Here is an 18,265-nt window from a genome sequence, read left to right on the forward strand (position 1 = left end):
CCGTCTAGGCTCGCCCCTATGGTCTGGGCGATGTTCGCGGTTGCTGTGGGGTTCCTGGGGCTCGTGGTGCTCGGGGTGTTCGCCGTACGGGTCTTCGTCGAGGCGGAGCGGCTCGGCAGACAGGTCACGGACTCGGCGCGGCGCATCAGCCGGGCCGCGGAGGACCTGGAGCGTGCGGCGGCCGGCGCGGCCCGCTCCGCGGAAGCGCTCTGACCGGATCCCGGACGGTCCTCGGGCCGCACGCCCTGTCGAGTTGCCGACCCGGGCGGGTACGCTGCTGACCGCGGTGCGGAGAACGAGGCCCGGACCGCGGACGGGAGTACGCACGGGGATTGCCCTACGTTCACCCCTGAGAGTTACGATCGCTGACAACGCGATCGTCGGACGCGCGTCCGAACAATCGGACAGGGCAGCACCCCCACCCCAGCAGCCTCGGTGAGAAGGTAAAGAAATGTTCGGAAGGCTCGGAGCTCCCGAGATCATTCTCATCCTCGTCGTCATCATCCTGCTGTTCGGCGCGAAGAAGCTTCCGGACATGGCGCGGTCGCTCGGCAAGTCCGCCCGCATCCTCAAGAGCGAGGCCAAGGCGATGAAGGAGGACAAGGACAAGTCCTCCGCCCCCGCCGACCCGCCGGCCCCCGGCGACGAGTCCCAGGCGAAGCGCACCATCCAGGCCGCCCCCGGCGACGTGACCAGCTCCCGCCCGGTCACGGAGCCGACGGACACGACCAAGCGCTGACGCAGGGCCGGACACCGTCCGGTCCGCCGCACGAGATGGGAACGTGGGTTGCCCAAGTCTGCCCGCAAGCAGGAGAGGGATCCCGAGGGGCGGATGCCCCTCGCGGAGCACCTTCGTGAGCTCCGCAACCGGCTCGCGAAAGCGCTGCTGGCCATCGTCCTGGTGACGATCGTCGCGGCCTTCTTCTACAACGACATCATCAACTTCTTCACCGACCCGGTGCTCAAGTCGGTCGGCTGCGGCTACTCCTTCGAGGAACTCGCCGCCTCCACCCGCGACGAGGACCCCTGCGCGCAGATCACCATCAACGGCCTGATCACGCCGTTCACCCTGGCACTGAAGGTCTCCCTGATGGCCGGTGTCGTGCTGGCCTCGCCGGTCTGGCTGTACCAGCTGTGGTCGTTCATCGCCCCCGGTCTGCACCGGCACGAGAAGAAGTACGCCTACGCGTTCGTCGCCACGGGCTTCCCGCTCTTCCTCGGCGGCGCCTACTTCGCCTACCGGGTGCTGCCGACGACGGCGAAGGTGCTCATCGAGTTCACGCCGGTCGACGTCGACAACCTGCTGCCGCTGGACGACCTGCTCGACCTCGTCACGCGCATGGTGATCGTCTTCGGGCTCTCCTTCGAGCTGCCCCTGCTGCTGATCATGCTCAACTTCACCGGAGCGCTGACCGGCAAGCGCATGCTCGGCTGGTGGCGCGGCATGATCATGGGCATCACGCTGTTCGCGGCCCTGGCCACGCCGAGCACCGACCCGCTGACCATGATGGCCCTCGCCGGACCGATCTGGATCCTGTACTTCGGGGCCGTCGGCGTCTCCCTGTTCAACGACCGCCGCAGGCGCCGTCTGGAGGCCATGGGCCCCGCCGACGACGAGGCCTCCGACCTCGACCTCACCCCCGAGGACATCGGCGAGACCGAACCCGTGCCGGCCAGGCGCGCCCTGCCCGAGCAGGCGAGCACGGACCGGGTCAACGGTTATGACGACGTGACCTGAACACCGGGCCGAAGCTCGTAGGGTCACGGGGTGACCAGCGAGATCACCCTCTTCGTCAATCCCACCGCGGGACGCGGCCGGGGCGCCAGGGCGGCGCTGCCGGCCGCTTCCGCGTTGCGCGCTGCCGGTTTCTCGGTGCGGACCGTGCTCGGCGAGGACGCCGCGGACGCGCTCACCCGCGCGCGCGACGCCGTGGAGAAGGGCACCGGCGCCCTGGTCGCCGTCGGCGGCGACGGCATGGCGAACCTGGCCCTGCAGGCCGTCGTCGGCACCGGCACCCCGCTCGGCCTGATCGCCGTCGGCAGCGGCAACGACTTCGCCCGCTCGCTCGGCATGCCGCTGAGGGAACCGGCCGCCGCCGGCCGGATGATCGCCGACGCCCTCAAGTGCGGGCGGGTGCGTGACATCGACCTCGGGCGGGTGGGCGACCGCTGGTTCGGCACCGTCCTCGCCTCCGGCTTCGACTCCCGGGTCAACGACCGCGGCAACCGGATGCGGCTGCCCGCCGGACGCTTCAAGTACGACCTCGCCATGGTCGCCGAACTCGCGGCCCTGCGGCCGGTCCCGTACCGGATCACCCTCGACGGCGGCGACGTCCGCGAGGTCGAGGCGACGCTGGTCGCCGTCGGCAACGGGGCGTCGTACGGCGGCGGCATGCGGATCTGCCCGGGCGCCGACCTCACCGACGGGCTGTTCGACGTCACGGTGGTCGGCGACTGCGGCCGGGCCACACTGCTGAGGGTCTTCCCCACCGTGTACCGCGGAACGCACGTGGACCGGCCCGAGGTGAGCGTGTTCCGGGCGTCACGGGTGGAGCTGGCCGCCGAGGAGGTCACCGGGTACGCGGACGGGGAACCGCTCGGACCACTGCCGCTGACCGCGAGCTGTGTGCGCGGCGCGGTACGGGTCGTGGGCCCCTGAGCCGGGCGGGCCGCCCCTGAGCCGGGCGGAACCGCCTCTGAGCTGGGCGGACCGGGGACCGGCGGGCACGGATCCGGATAATGATCGTCCTGTTGTCGGTGCGGCCCGGTACGCTCGAAAGCACGATGACAGAGGATCTCTCACCGGCCGAGCGGTACGCGGCAGCACGCAGGCGCGCTGCCGAGCAGGCCACCGCACTCGCCTCCTTCCGCGAGATGTACGACTTCGGCCTCGACCCCTTCCAGATCGAGGCATGCCAGGCGCTCGAAGCGGGGAAGGGTGTGCTGGTGGCCGCGCCCACCGGCTCGGGCAAGACGATCGTCGGCGAGTTCGCCGTCCACCTCGCCCTCCAGCAGGGCAAGAAGTGCTTCTACACGACCCCCATCAAGGCGCTGTCGAACCAGAAGTACGCCGACCTGTGCCGCCGTTACGGCGCCGACAAGGTCGGCCTGCTCACCGGTGACAACAGCGTCAACTCCGGCGCCCCCGTGGTCGTGATGACCACCGAGGTGCTGCGGAACATGCTGTACGCGGGCTCGCAGACGCTCCTCGGTCTCGGATACGTGGTCATGGACGAGGTGCACTACCTCTCCGACCGCTTCCGGGGCGCCGTCTGGGAGGAAGTGATCATCCACCTCCCCGAGTCGGTGACCCTGGTCTCCCTCTCGGCGACGGTGTCGAACGCGGAGGAGTTCGGCGACTGGCTGGACACCGTCCGTGGCCACACCGAGGTCATCGTCTCCGAGCACCGGCCCGTGCCGCTGTTCCAGCACGTCCTCGCCGGGCGCCGGATCTACGACCTGTTCGAGGAGGGCGAGGGCCAGAAGAAGGCCGTCAACCCCGACCTCACGCGGATGGCCCGGATGGAGGCGACCCGCCCCTCGTGGGGCGACCGGCGCCGCGGCCGGAACATGCGCGAGGCGGACCGGGAGCGGGAGCGCAGACAGCGCACGCGGGTCTGGACACCGGGCCGGCCCGAGGTGATCGAGCGGCTCGACGCCCAGGGCCTGCTGCCCGCCATCACCTTCATCTTCAGCCGCGCCGCCTGCGAGGCCGCCGTCCAGCAGTGCCTGTACGCGGGGCTGCGGCTCAACGACGACCGGGCGCGGGAGCAGGTCCGCTCCCTCGTCGAGGAGCGCACCGCCTCCATCCCCACCGAGGACCTGCACGTCCTCGGCTACTACGAGTGGCTGGAGGGCCTGGAGCGCGGCATCGCGGCCCACCACGCGGGCATGCTGCCGACGTTCAAGGAGGTCGTCGAGGAGCTGTTCGTCCGCGGCCTGGTCAAGGCGGTCTTCGCGACCGAGACCCTCGCCCTGGGCATCAACATGCCCGCCCGCTCGGTGGTGCTGGAGAAGCTCGTCAAGTGGAACGGCGAGCAGCACGCCGACATCACCCCCGGCGAGTACACCCAGCTGACCGGCCGGGCCGGCCGGCGCGGCATCGACGTCGAGGGCCACGCGGTCGTGCTGTGGCAGCGCGGCATGAACCCCGAGCACCTCGCGGGGCTGGCCGGTACCCGCACCTATCCGCTGCGCTCCAGTTTCAGGCCGTCGTACAACATGGCGGTCAACCTGGTCGAGCAGTTCGGCCGGCACCGCTCGCGCGAGCTGCTGGAGACGTCGTTCGCCCAGTTCCAGGCGGACCGTTCGGTGGTCGGCATCTCACGGCAGGTGCAGCGCAACGAGGAAGGCCTCGAGGGCTACCAGGCCTCCATGACCTGCCACCTCGGCGACTTCGAGGAGTACGCGCGGCTGCGCCGCGACCTGAAGGACCGGGAGACGGAGCTGGCCCGCCAGGGCGTGGCGCAGCGGCGCGCCGAGGCGGCCGTGGCCCTGGAGAAGCTCAAGCCCGGCGACGTCATCCACGTACCCGCCGGCAAGTACGCCGGGCTGGCCCTGGTCCTCGACCCGGGGCTGCCCGCGGGCCGTGCGGGCGGGCACCGCGGCGTCGAGTACCACGACGGGCCGCGCCCCCTGGTGCTGACCGCGGAGCGGCAGGTCAAGCGGCTGGCGTCGATCGACTTCCCGATGCCCGTCGAGGCACTGGAGCGGATGCGGATCCCGAAGTCGTTCAACGCGCGCTCGCCGCAGTCCCGCCGCGACCTGGCTTCCGCCCTGCGCACCAAGGCCGGGCACATCGAGCCGGAGCGGCAGCGCAAGCGGCGCTCCCAGGCGGCCGACGACCGGGAGATCGACCAGCTGCGCAAGGCGATCCGGGCCCACCCGTGCCACGGCTGCGACGACCGTGAGGACCACGCCCGCTGGGCCGAGCGCTACTACCGGCTGCGGCGGGACACCAAGCAGCTGGAGCGGCGCATCGAGGGCCGGACGAACACCATCGCCCGCACCTTCGACCGTATCGTCGCCCTGCTGACCGACCTGGACTACCTGCGCGGCGACGAGGTCACCCCGCACGGCAAGCGGCTCGCCCGGCTGTACGGCGAACTCGACCTGCTGGCCAGTGAATGCCTGCGCGAGGGCGTCTGGGAGGAGCTGAGTCCGGCCGAACTCGCCGCCTGTGTCTCGGCGCTGGTGTACGAGGCCCGGGTCAGCGACGACGCGGCGGCACCCAAGGTGCCCTCCGGCAGGGCGAAGGCCGCGCTCGGCGAGATGGTCCGCATCTGGGGACGGCTGGACGCCCTGGAGGAGGACTTCCGGATCACCCAGACCGAGGGCGTGGGCCAGCGCGAACCCGACCTCGGCTTCGCCTGGGCGGCCTACATGTGGGCGTCCGGCAAGGGCCTCGACGAGGTGCTGCGCGAGGTGGAGATGCCGGCGGGGGACTTCGTGCGCTGGTGCAAGCAGGTCATCGACGTGCTCGGCCAGATCTCGGCCGCGGCACCGGCGGTGGAGGGCTCCACCGTCGCGAAGAACGCCCGCAAGGCGGTGGACGGACTGCTGCGCGGAGTGGTGGCCTACTCCTCCGTGGGCTGACCGCCCGGCACCCCGCACCGTCCCGCCCCGCCCCGTCCCGCCGACGGGGCCGACCCGGCCTGCGGGTCCGGTGCGGCCTGCGGGTCCGGTCCGGCCGGTTCGCAGTGAAGCCCGGCGCGCTCCGTGCGCGCCGGGCTTCGGCGTCCCCGGGACCGGATGGTTCCGGGGACGCCGACGGCGTTCTTCACCCCGCACGGAGAGCGGGTTTCGCACACCCGTACGTCATTACCGTGCGTGTTCGAATGACTCCCGGCCGTGTAAATGAACCTGAGCGTACTCCTGTCCCAGGGGTCGTTTCCGGCACTTGCCGAATATGACACGGCGTTGATCCTGTCGGACTAAGCTCGCCCGCAGCGCACCGAGTTGGGATGAATTCGTGTGTCTGTTCCCTATTGCACGGATGATTCCCATGATTTCCCGGTCCGTCCCCACCCGTATGTCCCCCGACCACCAGCCGATTCGTTTTCAGAGGCCTACATGGTGAGTGTCCAATCCCCGCCCGGTCGCCGCGAACTTCCCTACGCGCGCGTGCTGCTGATGCCGGCCATAGTGATGGCCGCGGCAACCGGAGCCGCCGTTGCCCTGGTGACGGAGCCCGCCCGGATCGCCGTCGGCGCCTGTGGTGTCGTCGCCACCCTGCTGGTGATCGCCGCCGCGGCCGAGGCGGTGCGCCGCGGCCGTGTCCTGCGGGACGAACGAGCCGAACACGACCGTCACCGCGCGTACCTGGAAGCGCGGATCGCCGCCCACGACACGGAGACGCTGCACTTCGCGGACGCCGTGGTCCCCGAGGCCCTGGACTTCCTGCACCGCGGAAACACTCCCCGGGAAGTGCTCCTCCACCTCAAGGAGGTCAACCCGGCCTGGCGTGATCTGCCCGAGTACCAGATCAAACTGCTCAAGACGATGCTGAAGATCATCGACGACGAGGAAGCCCTGCGCGACTCCTCCCAGCGCTCCTTCGTCAGCATCGCCCGCCGGGTCCAGGCGATCGTCCACCAGCAGGCCAAGGAACTGCGGGAGATGGAGGAGGACCACGGCCGCAACCCCGAGGTCTTCGACGACCTGCTGCGCATCGACCACGGCACCGCGCTGATCGGCCGCCTCGCCGACTCCATCTCCGTACTCGGCGGCGGCCGGCCCGGACGCCAGTGGCCCGAGCCCGTCGCCCTCTACAGCGTGCTGCGCGGCGCGATGTCCCGCATCCTCGAGTACCGGCGCATCGACCTGAAGTCCATCGCCAAGGTCAACATCAAGGGCATCTCCGTCGAGCCGGTCATCCACGCCGTCGCCGAACTCCTCGACAACGCCACGCGCTACTCGCCGCCCCACACCAAGGTCCACGTCACCGCCATCGAGGTGCAGACCGGGGTCGCCATCGAGATCGAGGACGCCGGAGTCAGCCTCGACGAGAAGGCGCGGGCCCGGATCGAGGACAAGCTGGAGAAGGCCAAGGCGGGCGTCGACCTCCAGGACCTCGGCACGAGCCCCCGGCTGGGCCTCGCCGTCATCGGCCGGCTCTGCTCCGGGTACAAGATGCAGGTCTCGCTGCGGGCCTCCGCCTACGGCGGCGTCCGCGCGGTCCTCATCGTGCCGAGCGACATGATGACCACCGAGCCCGGTGTCGGTCTCGCCCACGGCATCGGCGCGACCGCGGTGCCGATGCAGGTCGACGCGCTCCCGGGCCCCAAGCGTGCCCCCAAGAAGCGCCGCCCCACCAGCCCGAGCATCCCCGCCACCGTCTCCATGGAGGACGACGTCCCCGAGGTCACCGAATGGACCTCCAACGGGCTGCCGCAGCGCCGCAGCCGGGTGAAGACGTCGCTGACCCAGCGGTACACCGAGCAGGCCGCCGCCGAACGGGCCGAGCGGGAGGCCGCCGAGCGGGGCGAGACCATCCGGTCCCCCTGGCCTGCCCCCGAGCCCGAACCGGCCGAGCCGAAGGACGACCGCGAACCCGGGCTGTGGGTCGACGCGTTCTGGGACGGCCTGAAGAAGGACCTCGAACCCGGCGTCCACCCCACCGACTTCACCCGGAACCCGACCGCGTATCTGCATCTGATCAACGAACCGGCCCGCACCGAGGCCGACGACGAGGGGGACCTCAAGTGATCCAGCAACGCGCCAACTTCGACTGGATGCTCAAGGAGCTCGCCGACGGCGTACCCGGCGTCGAGATGATCGTGGTGCTCTCGGCCGACGGTCTGCGCATCGCCCGCTTCGGCGGCGAGCCGGACGCCGCCGACCGGGTCGCCGCGGCCTGCGCCGGCGTGCAGAGCCTCGCCGGTGCCGTCGCCGGGGAACTCCCGCGCAGCGACGGCGAGATGAAGATGGTGATCATCGAGATCAACGGCGGCTACTTCTACCTGATGGCCGCCGGCGCCAACGCCTATCTCGCGGTGCTCTCCGACATGACCTGTGAACCCGGGCGGATGGGGGCCATGATGCGCGACCTCGTCGTCCGTATCGGCGCCCATCTCACCAGCCCGCCCCGCCGGAACGGGACGACCGTATGACTCCTCCGCAACGCCAGAGGCGCTCCCCGCAGGAGGACCCTCCTCCGCAACCCGCCCAGGACAAGAAGGAGGACGAACGGCCCAACCCGGAGCGGCTGTACGTCGTCGCCGGTGCGGACGGGAACCGAGCGGACCTCGACCTCGTGACCCTGATCGTGGCGCGCGTCGAGGACCCCCCGCACTCCGCCACGCCGGAGCAGGCGGCACTGCTCCGGCTCTGCGCCGCCCCCCTGTCCGTGGCCGAACTCTCGGCCTACCTCAGCCTGCCGTTCGGCGTGGTGACCGTGCTGCTCACCGACATGCTGGCGGCGGAACTGGTGCAGGCGCGCGCCCCGATCGTCCGCAAGGCGCTGCCCGACCGTTCCCTTCTCGAAGCGGTGATGCATGGACTTCAAAGGCTCTGAGACCATCCCGGGCCCACGGACCGAGGATCAGCTGCCGCAGACGGCCGAGGCCGCGGCGAAGATCGTGATCGTGGGCGGCTTCGGGGTCGGCAAGACGACCATGGTCGGGTCGGTCAGCGAGATCAAGCCGCTGACCACCGAGGAGACCATGACCCAGGCCGGCGTCGGAGTCGACGACAACTTCGGTTCCGCGACCAAGACGGCCACCACGGTGGCCATGGACTTCGGCCGCATCAAGATCACCGAGCAACTGGTGCTCTACCTCTTCGGCACCCCGGGCCAGGAGCGCTTCTGGTTCCTGTGGAACGGCCTGTTCGAGGGGGCGCTCGGCGCGGTGGTCCTGGTGGACACGCGCCGCCTGGAAGTCAGCTTCGACGTCATGGGGCGACTGGAGGAACGCGGCGTGCCCTTCGTCGTCGCCGTCAACACCTTCCCGGACGCGCCCCGTTACCCGGTCGCGGATCTGCGGACGGCGCTCGACCTGTCCGAGGACGTCCCGATCATGGACTGTGACGTGCGCCGCCGCGCCTCCAGCCGGGACGTACTGATCACGCTGATGCGGTTCCTGCACTCGCTCGCCATGACGGGCTCGCGCACCTGACACCCCGACCTCTGCTCTCTCCCCCTGCTCTCCCCCCTGTTTTCCGGAGCGACCACTGTGACGCCTGAATCCCACTCCCCGACCGGAACGGACGACTCCCGTCTCGCCCCGCCCCCCGGCTGCCCCGCGCACGGCCAGGGCCCCGGGGGACTGCACCGGCTGCACGAATCGGCGGACCTGAAGAACCTGTACGAGGAACTCCGCGCCGAACACGGCCCCGTGGCGCCCGCGCTGCTCCACGACGACGTGCCGGTGTGGGTGGTCCTCGGCCACGCCGAGAACCTGCACATGGTGCGCACCCCCGCGCAGTACACCAAGGACAGCCGTATCTGGTCCCCGCTCCGGGACGGCCTGGTCAAACCCGACCACCCGCTGATGCCGCACATCGCCTGGCAGCCGATGTGCGCCCACGCCGAGGGCGACGAGCACAAGCGGCTGCGCGGCGTGATCGACTTCGCCGTGTCGACCATCGACTTCCGCAGTCTGCGCCGGCATATCAACCGCTGCACCCAGCGTCTCGTCAACCGGTTCTGCGAAGTGGGCGAGGCCGAGGTCGTCGGCCAGTACGCCGAGCACCTGCCGATGGCCGTGATGTGCCACATCCTCGGCATGCCCGACGAGTACAACGACCGGATGGTCGAGTCGGCCCGCGACATGATCAGGGGCACCGAGACCGCCATCGCCAGCAACGCGTACGTCATGGACGTGCTGGGCCGGCTCACCGCGCGCCGCAGGCTGGAACAGCAGGACGACTTCGCCAGCCATCTCATCACCCACCCGGCCGAACTGACCGACGACGAGGTCAGGGAGCACCTGCGGGTGGTGCTCATCGCCGCCTACGAGTCGACCGCCAACCTCCTCGCCAACGTGCTGCGCACGGTGCTGGTCGACCCGCGCTTCCGGGCCCAGCTCAACGGCGGACAGATGACCGTGCCGGAGGCGGTGGAGCAACTGCTCTGGGACGAGCCGCCGTTCAGTACCATCTTCGCCTACTTCGCCAAGCAGGAGACGGAACTCGGCGGCCAGCGCATCCGCCGGGGCGACGGACTCCTGTTCGCCCCGGCCCCGGCCAACGTCGACCCGCGGGTACGCCCGGACCCGACCGCCCACATGCAGGGCAACCGCTCCCACCTCGCCTTCAGCGGCGGCCCGCACGAGTGCCCCGGACAGGACATCGGGCGCGCCATCGCCGAGATCGGCGTCGACGCGCTGCTGATGCGGCTGCCCGACCTCGAGCTCGACGTCGACGACGAGGACCTGCGCCACGCCGAGTCGATCGCCTCGCGCCATCTCGTCGAGCTGCCCGTCCGGTTCACGCCGAGGGAGCCGCAGGACATCACCGAGCGGCCGAACCACGACCACCGGCCGGCGGCCCCGCGCCGTGACTGGCTCATCGGCAGTACCGAACCGGGGGAGCCGGCTCCGTCGCCCGCCGCCCGCCCCGATCCGTTCGAGCACCATGACGTCCCCGCCCCGCGGTCCGCGGCCACGGCAGGGACACCGAGCGAGCAGCCGGCCGCCGAGCAGCCGGCCGCCGCCGGCCCCGAGGTGCCGGTCCGCGCGCCGGGCGCCTGGCAGCGCTTCCTGAACTGGTGGCGCGGCTACTGACCGGAGGCCCGGGGCACCGGGGGCCGGTGAGCAGCGGCCCGCCCCCCGGTGGTCAGGTCCGCGGTGGTCCGTGTCCCGATGGTCCGTGCCCCGGTGGCGCGGTCGTCCGGGGCGCGGTCCCCGACGGCGTGGTCCTCTGCGGCCCAGTCCCCGTACGAGGTCCATGCCGCGAGCGTGCGGCCACTGCGCAGCCGGTGCCGCGCCCCCGTCACCGGGTCGGTGAACTCCAGTGCCCGCGCCAGCAGTTGCAGCGGGCGCCGGAAGTCACCGGCCGGGACGGGGCCGGCCACCTCCGGATACAGGGGGTCGCCGAGTATCGGTATGCCCAGGGCGCTCATGTGGACCCGCAGCTGATGGGTCTGCCCGGTGCCGGGGACCAGCCGGTACCGGGCGAGGCCGTCGGCCCGGTGGTCCAGGAGCTCGACCCGGCTGAGCGCGTTCGGCTCACCCTCGACCTCGCGGGCGGTCAGCACCCCGCGCTCCTTGACGAGCCGGCTGCGCACGGTCCGGGGCAGGGCGAGCGCCGGATCGTGGGGGGCGACGGCCTCGTACTCCTTGTGGACCAGCCGGTCGCGGAACAGCGTCTGGTACGCGCCACGCTCCTCGGGCCGCACGGTGAACAGCACCAGCCCGGCGGTGAGCCGGTCGAGGCGGTGCGCGGCGCCCAGCAGCGGGATGCCCAGCTCGTGGCGCAGCCGGGCCAGCGCGGTCTGGGCGACATGGCTGCCGCGCGGGGTGGTGGCCAGGAAGTGGGGTTTGTCGGCGACGACGATGTGCTCGTCCCGGTACACGATCTCCAGCGGGAAGGGCACCGGTACCTCGGCCGGCAGCTCCCGGTGGAACCATACGGACAACCCCGGCACACAGGGGGCGTCGGCCGGTACGGGCCGCCCGTCCGCGCCCACGATCAGCCCCGCGTCGAACATGCCGTCGACGACATCGGAGCCGACCGGGAAGCGGGCCACGAGATGGTCCCGTACGGTGGCCCACTGCCCCGTGCCGGGCAGGCGCACCCGCACCGGGTCCACGCCGTCGCGCTGCGGCAGCGGGGAGGGCGGGACGGTTCTGCGTCTGCGGGTCACGAGGGCCAAGGCTACGTGTCCGCCCCGCCCTGCTGCTCGTTCCGTACCGCCTGCTTGACCTCGTCCTCGACCACGTGGCGCGGTTTGCCCTCGGCCCGTGCGAAGTCGCTCACCGCCACCTGGAGCTCACGGGCGAGGTCGCGCCAGGCCCGCCAGGCCGTCTCCCAGGTGGTGGTCTGCCTGCTGCTCCACTTGGTGTCCGTGGGAGGCCCGTACGTCTCTTGCAGATGGCGCACGCGGACGTGCGCCTCGTCCGCCGCGCGCTGCTTGGCCACGAGTTCTTCGAAGGTGTCTGTCACGCGCCCGGATCCTCGGGCAGGGGGCGGGGGCGGGACGCCGCGCCACGCCGTCCGCCGCGACGCGGGGAACGGGGTTCACCCGACCGGCGCCGCCGGGAGTGCCGGCCGGGACTCCCGGACCCCGGGATGCCGGTCCGGCCGGGGCAGCGGGCCGGCGGGGATCCCACGGTGGTGCGGTGGCGGCACGGGGGTGGCTCGGCGGTGACCCGGTGGCGGCTCAGCCGGCCGCGGCCGGCGACTTCGCCTGCTCCTGCTCCGCCTCGACCCGCGCGTTCCACTCCTGCTTCGAGGCCTGCCAGCCGTCCTCGTTGTGACCGCGCCGCCAGTAGCCGGAGATCGAGAGGTCCTCGCGCGCGACCTGCCGCTCCACCCGCAGCAGACGGCGCAGCTCCTTCACGAAGTGCGCCTCGCCGTGGACGAAGGCCTGCACCCGGCCCTCGGGGAACTCCAGTCCCCGCACGGCCTCCACCAGCGCCTCGCCGACCGGACGGTCCCCCCGGTGCAGCCAGGTGACCGCCACCTCGGAGTCGATCTTCTGCTCCTCCTGGGGCCCCTCGATCTCCACGAAGGCGTGGACCCTGGCCCCGCCCGGTATGGCCTCCAGCGACCGGGCGATCGCGGGCAGCGCGCTCTCGTCGCCCGCCAGCAGATGCCAGTCGGCACCCGGGTCGGGGGCGTAGGCGCCACCGGGACCGATGAAGTACACGGTCTCGCCCGGCAGGACCCGCCGGGCCCAGGGGCCCGCCAGTCCTTCGTCGCCGTGGATCACGAAGTCCAGGGTCAGCTCGCGCTGCCCGGCGTCCCAGTGGCGCACGGTGTACGTCCGGGTCACCGGCCACTGGTCGCGCGGGAACTCCTCGCGGATCCGCTGCATGTCGAACGGCTCCGGATAGGTGACGCCCTCGGCGGGGAACAGCAGCTTCACGTAGTGGTCGGTGCAGGTGTCCGCCGTGAAGTCGGCCAGGCCCTCGCCGCCCAGCACCACCCGCTGCATGTGCGGGGTCAGCCGCTCGGTGCGGAGCACCTGCCCGGAGTGGGGCCTGCGAGGCTGGCGTCCCGGTCGCTGTGCCATGTGGGGTCTCCCTATCAATCAGTTAGGTTTACCTAAGTTAGCACCTCCGTCCGGCGGTCACCTGTGCACGGCGACGGTGGTCCCTACCGCGCGAGGGTCGTCAGCAGCCGCTCCAGGGAGCCGCCGAGGCCCCAGCGGGCCGCCAGTTCCCGTAGGGCGTCAGGGTCGCGCGGGGCCCGTGGCAGCGCCGTGTCGACCTCCGGGAGCGGGACGTCGTCCGCGACCCGGACAACCTTCGGGGCGACCGCCAGATACGGCTGAGCCTCGGTGAGGCGCTTGCGCTGGGCCGGGGTGAGCCTGGCCTCCGGATCGTCGACCGCCGCCAGGATCCCGGCCAGGTCGCCGAACTCGGCCAGCAGCTTGGCGGCCGTCTTCTCGCCCACCCCCGGCACGCCCGGCAGGCCGTCGCTCGGGTCGCCGCGCAGCAACGCCAGATCCGCGTACCCCGCGCCGTCCACCCCGTACTTCTCGCGCAGCACGGCCTCGTCGGTGATCTGGAGCGTGCCGACGCCCTTGAGCGGATACAGCACCCGCACTCCGCGCGCGTCGTCCACCAGCTGGTACAGGTCGCGGTCGCCGGTGACGATGTCCACCGGACCGCGCGCCCGCGCGGTGAAGGTGCCGATCACGTCGTCCGCCTCGTACGCGGCCACGCCCACGCGCGCGATGCCGACGGCGTCCAGAACGGCCTCGATGACCGGCACCTGCGGGGACAGCGTGTCGGGCACCTCCTCCTCGTCGGGGCCCGAGGGGCGCTCCTCGGCCACGCGGTGCGCCTTGTAGGAGGGGATCAGCTCCACCCGCCACGCCGGGCGCCAGTCGGCGTCCATGCACGCCACCAGATCGTCCGGGTGGTGGTCCTTGACCAGGCGGTCGATGAAGTCGAGCAGCCCGCGCACGGCGTTCACCGGAGAGCCGTCCGGGGCCCTGACGGAATCCGGGACGCCGAAGTAGGCGCGGAAGTAGAGGGAGGCGGTGTCTAGGAGCATCAGTCGTCCGGTCACGCCCCGCATCATGCCGCACGCCACGGACAGCGCCCCGCAGCCGCATGACCGCGCGGGCGGGACGCGCCCGCGTCGTACGACGCGGTCCTCGGAGCGGGAGCCGCCCGCCCGACGAGGCGGCCCGATTGTGAGGCAGGACACGTATGCGTTTGCGATGGACGAAACGGGGGAGGCGCGGCCCCGGAGTGGCGCCGGTTGCAGGTTCAACTGTCAGGAACGCCTGAACCGTCCCGACGGGCGCCGCTCCTTTCCATTGCCGCCGAGTCAAGAGGTACGCGTGTCAACGAGGCTTGAAGCCGAGCATCTGTACAAGGTGTTCGGCAAACAACCGGGTCAGGCGGTCGAGAGACTGCGCCAGAACAAGACCGACCGTGAGGAGTTGCGCGCCCAGGGCACCACTGCAGCCGTCATCGACGCCTCCTTCACCGTGGAACCCGGCGAGATCTTCGTCGTCATGGGTCTGTCCGGCTCCGGCAAGTCCACCCTGCTGCGCATGCTGAACGGCCTGTCGGAGCCGACCGCCGGACAGGTGCGCTTCGACGGCCAGGACCTCACCGGGCTGTCCGACCGCGAGCTGCGCGAGGTCCGTTCCAGGAAGATCAGCATGGTCTTCCAGCACTTCGCGCTCTTCCCGCACCGCAGCGTTCGCGAGAACGCCGCATACGGCCTGGAAGTGCAGGGCGTGCCCCGCGCCGAGCGCGAACGCCGCGCCGACGAGGCGCTCGCCCTGTGTGGCCTGGCCGGCTGGGAGCGGTCCTGGCCCGACGAACTGTCCGGCGGCATGCAGCAGCGGGTCGGCCTGGCCCGTGCGCTCGCGACCGACGCCGACCTGCTGCTGATGGACGAGTCCTTCAGCGCGCTCGACCCGCTGATCCGCCGCGACATGCAGGACCAGCTGGTGGAGCTGCAGAAGAAGCTGAAGAAGACGATCGTCTTCATCACGCACGACCTCAACGAGGCCATGCGCCTGGGCGACCGCATCGCGATGATGCGGGACGGCCGCATCGTGCAGATCGGCACCGCGCAGGACATCCTCATCCGCCCCGCCAACGACTACGTCGCCTCCTTCACCCAGGACGTCGACCGCTCCCGGGTACTGACCGCCGGCGCCGTGATGGAGCAGGAGGTGCGCGGCGACGAGGCCGACTGCGCCTGCGAGACCGCGACGGCGCAGACGCCGTTCACCGACCTGTGCGCGATGAGCGCCCGCGCGGCACACCCCGTGGCCGTCCTCGACGGCGAGGGCGCGGTCATCGGCGTAGTGCCCCGGCAGCGGCTCGTCGGCTTCCTCGGTGACGAGGACGGTGCCCCCGGCACCTGCGACTCCCCGCGCGGCGAGGGAGGGAAGGTGCTGGCCCGTGCCTAGGATTCCGCTCGGTGAATGGGTCAACAGCGCGGTCGACTGGCTGCTCGCCAACGTGACCTGGCTGTTCGACTTCTTCAAAACCGTCTTCACCGGCGCCTACGACGGCGTCAGCACCGTCCTCCAGGCGCCCGAGCCGCTGCTGCTCGCCGGTATCTTCGCGGTGGTCGCCTTCTGGCTGCGCGGCACCGTCGCCGGTGTCCTCACCTTCGTCGGATTCGCCTTCATCGACTCCCTCGAACTGTGGGACGACTCGATGGTGACGCTGGCCCTGGTCGTCGTCGCCACCGTCATCGCGCTCGTCATAGCCGTGCCCGTGGGCATCTGGGCGGCACGCTCGGACCGGGTCAGCGCCTTCGTGCGCCCGGTCCTCGACTTCATGCAGACGCTGCCCGCGATGATCTACCTCATCCCGGCGATCCTCTTCTTCGGGACGGGTCCCGCCCCCGGCATCGTCGCCACCCTGATCTTCGCGCTCGCCCCCGGCGTGCGCATGACCGAGCTGGGCATCCGCCAGGTCGACAAGGACCTCGTGGAGGCGGCCGAGGCGTTCGGCACCACGCCCCGCAACACCCTGCTGCGCGTCCAGCTGCCGCTGGCGCTGCCCACCGTGATGGCGGGTGTCAACCAGGTGATCATGCTCGGCCTGTCCATGGCCGCGATCGCCGGCATGGTCGGCACCGGCGGCCTCGGCGGCGCCGTCATCGAGGCCATCGGCCAGCTCAACGTCGGTCTCGGCGCCGAGTCCGGCCTCGCCATCGTCATCCTGGCGATCTACCTCGACCGCATGACCAGCGCCCTGGGCACCCAGGTGTCCCCGCTCGGCCGCCGTGCCGCCGCCAAGGCCCGCGCCACGCAGGGACTGAAGATCTGGTCCTACCGGCCGCGCCCGCAGGTCGCCGTGATCGGTGTCGTCGTCCTGGCCCTGGTGGCCGGTGGCATGGGCATCTTCGGCGGCAACGGCAAGAGCGGCGGTACGGACACCGTCGCCGACGCCGAGAACGTCGGCAACGGCAAGAAGATCTCCATCGGTTACATCCCCTGGGACGAGGGCGTCGCCTCCACCTTCCTGTGGAAGGAGGTCCTCGAGCAGCGGGGCTTCGAGGTCGAGGCCACGCAGTTCGACGCGGGCCCGCTCTACACCGCGCTCGCGCAGGGCAACATCGACTTCCAGACGGACGCGTGGCTGCCCACCACCCACGAGGCGTACTGGAAGAAGTACGGCGACAGGCTCGAGGACCTCGGCACCTGGTACGAGGAGACGACGCTCGAACTCGCCGTGCCCGCCTACATGGAGGACCTCGACTCCCTCGAGGACCTCAAGGGCAGGGCCGGCACCTTCGGCGGGGAGATCACCGGCATCGAGTCCAGCGCCGGAATGATGGGCCTGCTCAAGGACAAGGTCCTCAAGGAGTACGGCCTGGACAAGGAGTACAAGGTCGTCGACAGCTCCACGCCGGCGATGCTGGCCGAGCTCAAGCGCGCCTACGGCAAGCAGGAACCGGTCGTCGTCACGCTCTGGTCGCCGCACTGGGCGTACAGCGACTACGACCTGAAGAAGCTGAAGGACCCCAAGGGCACCTGGGGCGAGGGCGACGGCGTGCACACCCTGGCACGCAAGGGCTTCACCGCCGAGAACCCCGTCGTCGGCCAGTGGATGAAGGACTTCTCGATGACCGAGGAGGAACTCACCGGCCTGGAGGCCGAGATCAACAAGGCCGGCAAGGGCAAGCAGCAGGACGCCGTCCGCGCCTGGCTCAAGGACAACCCGGACGTCGTCGACGAGCTGGCGCCGGTGAAGTCCGGTTCCACCGCCGCACCGGCCGAGGCGAAGCGCCCGCTGACCGTCGCGTGGTTCCCCTGGGAGGAGGACATCGCGATCACCTACCTGTGGAAGAACGTCCTCGAGCGGCGCGGCTACAGGATGAACCTGAAGCAGATGGAGGTCGGCCCGGTCTACACCGGCCTCTCCACCGGGGACATCGACCTCAACTTCGACGCCTGGCTGCCCCATGCCCAGAAGAACTTCTGGGACCAGAGCAAGGACAAGCTGGTCGACCTCGGCACCTGGTACCAGCCGACCTCCCTGGACGTCGCCGTCCCGTCGTACGTCGAGGGCGTCGAGTCCTTCGAGGACCTCAAGGGCAAGGCCGACCTGTTCGACGGGCGGATCATCGGCATCGAACCGGGCACCGGCCAGATGGACCTGCTCAAGAACAAGGTCCTGCCGGGCTACGGCCTGGACAAGGAGTACGAGGTCGTCGACGGCTCCACGCCGGCGATGCTGGCCGAGCTCAAGCGCGCCTACTCCAAGAAGGAACCCGTCGCGGTCACCCTCTGGACGCCGCACTGGTCGTACAGCGAGTACGAGCTGACCAAGCTGAAGGACGACAAGAAGCTCTTCGGCGAGGGCAACACCATCCGTACCATCGCGAACAAGGCGTTCCCCGGGCAGTACCCCGAACTCACGAAGTGGATCAAGGGGTTCACGATGAGCGAGGACGAACTCGGCACGCTCGAGAAGGAGATCAAGGACCGGGGTCAGGGCAAGGAGGAGGCGGCCGTCGCCGCCTGGCTCGAGGAGCACCCCGACGTGGTGGGGCGCATGACCCCGCAGTGACGGCGACGCCACCGCGGTGATCACCGGTCGCCGTGGTGGCCTCGCACCGCTCGTCCCGAGGGGCGGGCCCGGCCCCGCACCTGACAGCGGGCCCGGGCCCG

General features: G+C 70.9%; 16 protein-coding genes. 12 read left to right on the forward strand and 4 right to left on the reverse strand.

Annotated features, from left to right (window positions below):
- Positions 1–18 precede the first annotated feature (18 nt).
- From ACIF80_RS20320 to ACIF80_RS20365, 10 genes are all read left to right on the forward strand, one after another.
- A complete protein-coding gene (locus ACIF80_RS20320) occupies positions 19–213 on the forward strand; it encodes a hypothetical protein (RefSeq protein ID WP_399806388.1) in 195 nt (64 codons plus the stop codon).
- A 238-nt stretch (positions 214–451) separates the two neighbouring features.
- Positions 452–739, forward strand: a complete 288-nt coding sequence (gene tatA / locus ACIF80_RS20325) for a Sec-independent protein translocase subunit TatA (protein WP_399806390.1) — start codon at positions 452–454, stop codon at positions 737–739.
- Positions 740–787: 48 nt separating this feature from the next.
- Positions 788–1,738, forward strand: coding sequence for a twin-arginine translocase subunit TatC (gene tatC, locus ACIF80_RS20330; protein ID WP_399806392.1), 951 nt, complete (start codon positions 788–790; stop codon positions 1,736–1,738).
- Between the two features lie 30 nt (positions 1,739–1,768).
- On the forward strand, positions 1,769–2,659 hold the full coding sequence (locus tag ACIF80_RS20335; protein WP_399806394.1) for a diacylglycerol kinase: 891 nt from the start codon (positions 1,769–1,771) through the stop codon (positions 2,657–2,659).
- An 80-nt stretch (positions 2,660–2,739) separates the two neighbouring features.
- Positions 2,740–5,595: a DEAD/DEAH box helicase gene (locus ACIF80_RS20340; RefSeq protein WP_399806396.1), complete on the forward strand. Its 2,856-nt coding sequence runs from the start codon at positions 2,740–2,742 to the stop codon at positions 5,593–5,595.
- 477 nt (positions 5,596–6,072) lie between these two features.
- On the forward strand, positions 6,073–7,707 hold the full coding sequence (locus tag ACIF80_RS20345) for a sensor histidine kinase (protein WP_399806398.1): 1,635 nt from the start codon (positions 6,073–6,075) through the stop codon (positions 7,705–7,707).
- Positions 7,704–8,111 (forward strand): roadblock/LC7 domain-containing protein, encoded by a 408-nt coding sequence (locus ACIF80_RS20350; protein WP_042168469.1) that lies wholly within the window; start codon positions 7,704–7,706, stop codon positions 8,109–8,111. Before ACIF80_RS20345 ends, ACIF80_RS20350 begins: the two co-directional genes overlap by 4 nt.
- On the forward strand, positions 8,108–8,515 hold the full coding sequence (locus tag ACIF80_RS20355) for a DUF742 domain-containing protein (RefSeq protein WP_055608105.1): 408 nt from the start codon (positions 8,108–8,110) through the stop codon (positions 8,513–8,515). The genes ACIF80_RS20350 and ACIF80_RS20355 overlap by 4 nt, the downstream gene beginning before the upstream one ends.
- Positions 8,496–9,116, forward strand: a complete 621-nt coding sequence (locus tag ACIF80_RS20360) for a GTP-binding protein (protein ID WP_399806400.1) — start codon at positions 8,496–8,498, stop codon at positions 9,114–9,116. Before ACIF80_RS20355 ends, ACIF80_RS20360 begins: the two co-directional genes overlap by 20 nt.
- Positions 9,117–9,173: 57 nt before the next feature.
- On the forward strand, positions 9,174–10,724 hold the full coding sequence (locus tag ACIF80_RS20365) for a cytochrome P450 (protein WP_399806402.1): 1,551 nt from the start codon (positions 9,174–9,176) through the stop codon (positions 10,722–10,724).
- Here ACIF80_RS20365 and ACIF80_RS20370 read toward each other — a convergent pair.
- The 4 genes from ACIF80_RS20370 to ACIF80_RS20385 all read right to left on the reverse strand — a co-directional run bounded on the left by ACIF80_RS20370 (position 10,718) and on the right by ACIF80_RS20385 (position 14,190).
- Positions 10,718–11,806, reverse strand: a complete 1,089-nt coding sequence (locus ACIF80_RS20370) for an RluA family pseudouridine synthase (protein WP_399806403.1) — start codon at positions 11,804–11,806, stop codon at positions 10,718–10,720. The two genes, ACIF80_RS20365 and ACIF80_RS20370, sit on opposite strands and share 7 nt — an antisense overlap.
- Positions 11,807–11,817: 11 nt before the next feature.
- A complete protein-coding gene (locus tag ACIF80_RS20375; protein ID WP_399806405.1) occupies positions 11,818–12,105 on the reverse strand; it encodes a hypothetical protein in 288 nt (95 codons plus the stop codon).
- Positions 12,106–12,322: 217 nt separating this feature from the next.
- On the reverse strand, positions 12,323–13,177 hold the full coding sequence (locus ACIF80_RS20380) for a siderophore-interacting protein (RefSeq protein WP_399806407.1): 855 nt from the start codon (positions 13,175–13,177) through the stop codon (positions 12,323–12,325).
- An 83-nt stretch (positions 13,178–13,260) separates the two neighbouring features.
- On the reverse strand, positions 13,261–14,190 hold the full coding sequence (locus ACIF80_RS20385; RefSeq protein WP_399806866.1) for a 5'-3' exonuclease H3TH domain-containing protein: 930 nt from the start codon (positions 14,188–14,190) through the stop codon (positions 13,261–13,263).
- Between the two features lie 268 nt (positions 14,191–14,458).
- On the opposite strand from ACIF80_RS20385, the gene ACIF80_RS20390 reads away from it, so the two are divergent.
- Together ACIF80_RS20390 and ACIF80_RS20395 are read left to right on the forward strand one after the other, a co-directional pair.
- Positions 14,459–15,547, forward strand: coding sequence for a glycine betaine/L-proline ABC transporter ATP-binding protein (locus tag ACIF80_RS20390; protein WP_399806409.1), 1,089 nt, complete (start codon positions 14,459–14,461; stop codon positions 15,545–15,547).
- The gene (locus ACIF80_RS20395) at positions 15,540–18,164 is read left to right on the forward strand and encodes an ABC transporter permease/substrate binding protein (protein WP_399806411.1); all 2,625 of its coding nucleotides are present in this window, start codon (positions 15,540–15,542) and stop codon (positions 18,162–18,164) included. Before ACIF80_RS20390 ends, ACIF80_RS20395 begins: the two co-directional genes overlap by 8 nt.
- The last annotated feature ends 101 nt before the right edge of the window (positions 18,165–18,265 follow it).

Source organism: Streptomyces sp. NPDC085927, assembly GCF_044540975.1.
Classification (GTDB): domain Bacteria; phylum Actinomycetota; class Actinomycetes; order Streptomycetales; family Streptomycetaceae; genus Streptomyces; species Streptomyces hirsutus.